The sequence below is a fragment of the Methylobacterium sp. WL116 genome, assembly GCF_008039455.1.
GTDB lineage: Bacteria > Pseudomonadota > Alphaproteobacteria > Rhizobiales > Beijerinckiaceae > Methylobacterium.
In genome coordinates this window covers 1-2,431 of record NZ_VRUV01000619.1, presented here as the reverse complement: position 1 = coordinate 2,431, position 2,431 = coordinate 1, and the positions used below count along the sequence as shown (strand labels likewise).

At 73.5% G+C, this 2,431-nt stretch carries 1 protein-coding gene; it reads right to left on the bottom strand.

The annotated features are described in order from the left end of the window. Positions 1-104: 104 nt before the first annotated feature. Positions 105-2,366 (bottom strand): Tex family protein, encoded by a 2,262-nt coding sequence (locus FV223_RS25360; RefSeq protein WP_147729537.1) that lies wholly within the window; start codon positions 2,364-2,366, stop codon positions 105-107. Between the last annotated feature and the right edge of the window lie 65 nt (positions 2,367-2,431).

Here is a 2,431-nt window from a genome sequence, read left to right as displayed (position 1 = left end):
TTTTTTTTTTAACCCCAATCCGTTATTCGTTCTGGCGGGCGGGGGGGGGGGGGGGGTTTTTTTTATTTCGCTCCTGGGGGGGGCGCCGGGGGGGGCGGGGGGGGCTACGCCGCAAGCTCCTGGCGTGCCTGGTCCTGGCGTGCCTGGTCTTGGCGCCCCTGCTCGCGGCGCGCCGGCCGCTCGCCGTCTTCCGCGCGCATGCTCAGGGCGATGCGCTTGCGCGCCGGGTCGACCTCGACGACGCGGACCTGCACCACGTCGCCGGGCTTCACCACCTCGCGCGGGTCCTTCACGAAGCGGTCGGCGAGCACCGAGATGTGCACCAGCCCGTCCTGATGCACCCCGACGTCGACGAAGGCGCCGAACGCGGCCACGTTGGTGACGACGCCCTCGAGCCGCATGCCGGGCTTCAGGTCCGCGATCGTCTCGACGCCGTCCTGGAAGGTCGCGGTGCGGAAGGCCGGGCGCGGGTCGCGGCCGGGCTTCTCGAGCTCGGCGATGATGTCGCCGATCGTCGGCAGGCCGAAGGTGGCGTCGACGAATGCCCGCGGGTTCAGCGCCCTGAGCACGCCCCCATTGCCGATCAGGGCGCCGATCGGCTGGCCGGTGGCGGCCAGGATCTTCTTCACCACCGGATAGGCCTCCGGGTGCACGCCCGAGGCGTCGAGCGGATCGCTGCCGCCGCGAATCCGCAGGAAGCCGGCGGCGAGCTCGTAGGCCTTCGGCCCGAGGCCGGCGACCTTCCTCAGCGCGGCGCGCGAGCGGAACGGGCCGTTGGCGTCGCGGTGCACGACGATGTTGGCCGCCACCCGCTCGCTCAGCCCCGACACGCGGGCGAGCAGCGGCGCGGAGGCCACGTTGACGTCGACGCCGACGCCGTTGACGCAATCCTCCACCACCGCGTCGAGCGAGCGCGACAGCTTCCCCTCGGCAAGGTCGTGCTGGTACTGCCCGACGCCGATCGCCCGCGGCTCGATCTTCACGAGCTCGGCCAGCGGGTCCTGCAGCCGCCGCGCGATCGAGACCGCGCCGCGCAGGGTCACGTCGAGGCCCGGCAGCTCGGCCGAGGCGTAGGCCGAGGCCGAGTAGACCGAGGCGCCGGCCTCCGAGACCATCACCTTGGTCAGCGTCAGCTCCGGGTGCTTGCCCAGCAGCTCGGCGGCCAGCCTGTCGGTCTCGCGCGAGGCGGTGCCGTTGCCGATGGCGATCAGCTCGACCCGATGCGCGCGGCACAGCTTGGCCAGCGTCGCCAGGGCGCCGTTCCAGTCGCGCCGCGGCTCGTGCGGGAAGATCGCGTCGGTGGCCACGACTTTGCCGGTGGCGTCGACCACCGCGACCTTCACGCCGCTGCGGAAGCCCGGATCGAGCCCGAGCGTCGGCCGCGCGCCGGCGGGCGCGGCCAGCAGCAGGTCGCGCAGGTTGCCGGCGAAGACCGAGATCGCGCCGGCCTCCGCCACCGCCCAGAGCCGGGCCCGCAGGTCCGTGTCGATCGCCGGCTTCAGCTTGGTCCGCCAGGTCTTGCGCACCGTCTCGGCGAGGAAGCGGTCGCCCGGCCGTCCGCGCTCGGCGATCCCGAAGGCCTCGGCGATGCCGAAGGTCTGGGCGATCCGCGCCTCCTGCCAGGCCGGCCGGCCGGGCGGCGGCGTCTCGGCGTCGGTGAGGTCTAGGTCGAGCACCTCCTCCTTCTCGCCGCGGAACAGCGCCAGGATCCGGTGCGAGGGCAGGCGGGCGAGCGGCTCCTCGAACGAAAAGTAGTCGGCAAACTTCTGCCCGGCCTCGGCCTTGCCCTTGCGCACCGAGGCGCGCATCCGCCCGCGCCGCCAGGTCTCCTCGCGCAGGCCGCCGACCAGCTCGGCATCCTCGCCGAAGCGCTCGATCAGGATCGCGCGGGCGCCCTCCAGGGTCGCCTCGACGTCGGGGAAGCCGTCCTTGCCCGAGAAGCTCTTCGCCGCCTGCTCGGGGGCCTGGTCCGGCCGCGCCAGCAGCGCCTCGGCGAGCGGCCCGAGCCCGGCCTCGCGGGCGATCTGCGCCTTGGTGCGGCGCTTGACCTTGAACGGCGCGTAGAGGTCCTCGAGCCGCGCCTTGGTCTCGGCCGCCGCGATCTTCCGGGCGAGGTCCGCATCGAGCTTGCCGAGGGCCCGGATCGCGTCCTGCACGGCGGCGCGGCGCTCCTCGAGGTCGCGCAGGTAGCCGAGGCGCTCCTCCAGGGTGCGCAGCTGCGCGTCGTCCAGTGCCCCGGTCGCCTCCTTGCGGTAGCGGGCGACGAACGGCACCGTCGCGCCGCCGTCGAGGAGGTCGACCGCCGCCCTCACCTGCGCCTCGGCGACGCCGAGCTCGGTGGCGATGCGCTGCGTGATGCCGATCATCCGGTCGCGTCCTGCAGATGGCGTGGGGCGCGGTGTCTAACCCGGATGGGGGAGGGGGGCCAGAG

Bases quoted from the DNA above. Each gene is read 5' to 3' on its own strand.
- FV223_RS25360 (WP_147729537.1), bottom strand. From the start codon at position 2,366: ATGATCGGCATCACGCAGCGCATCGCCACCGAGCTCGGCGTCGCCGAG.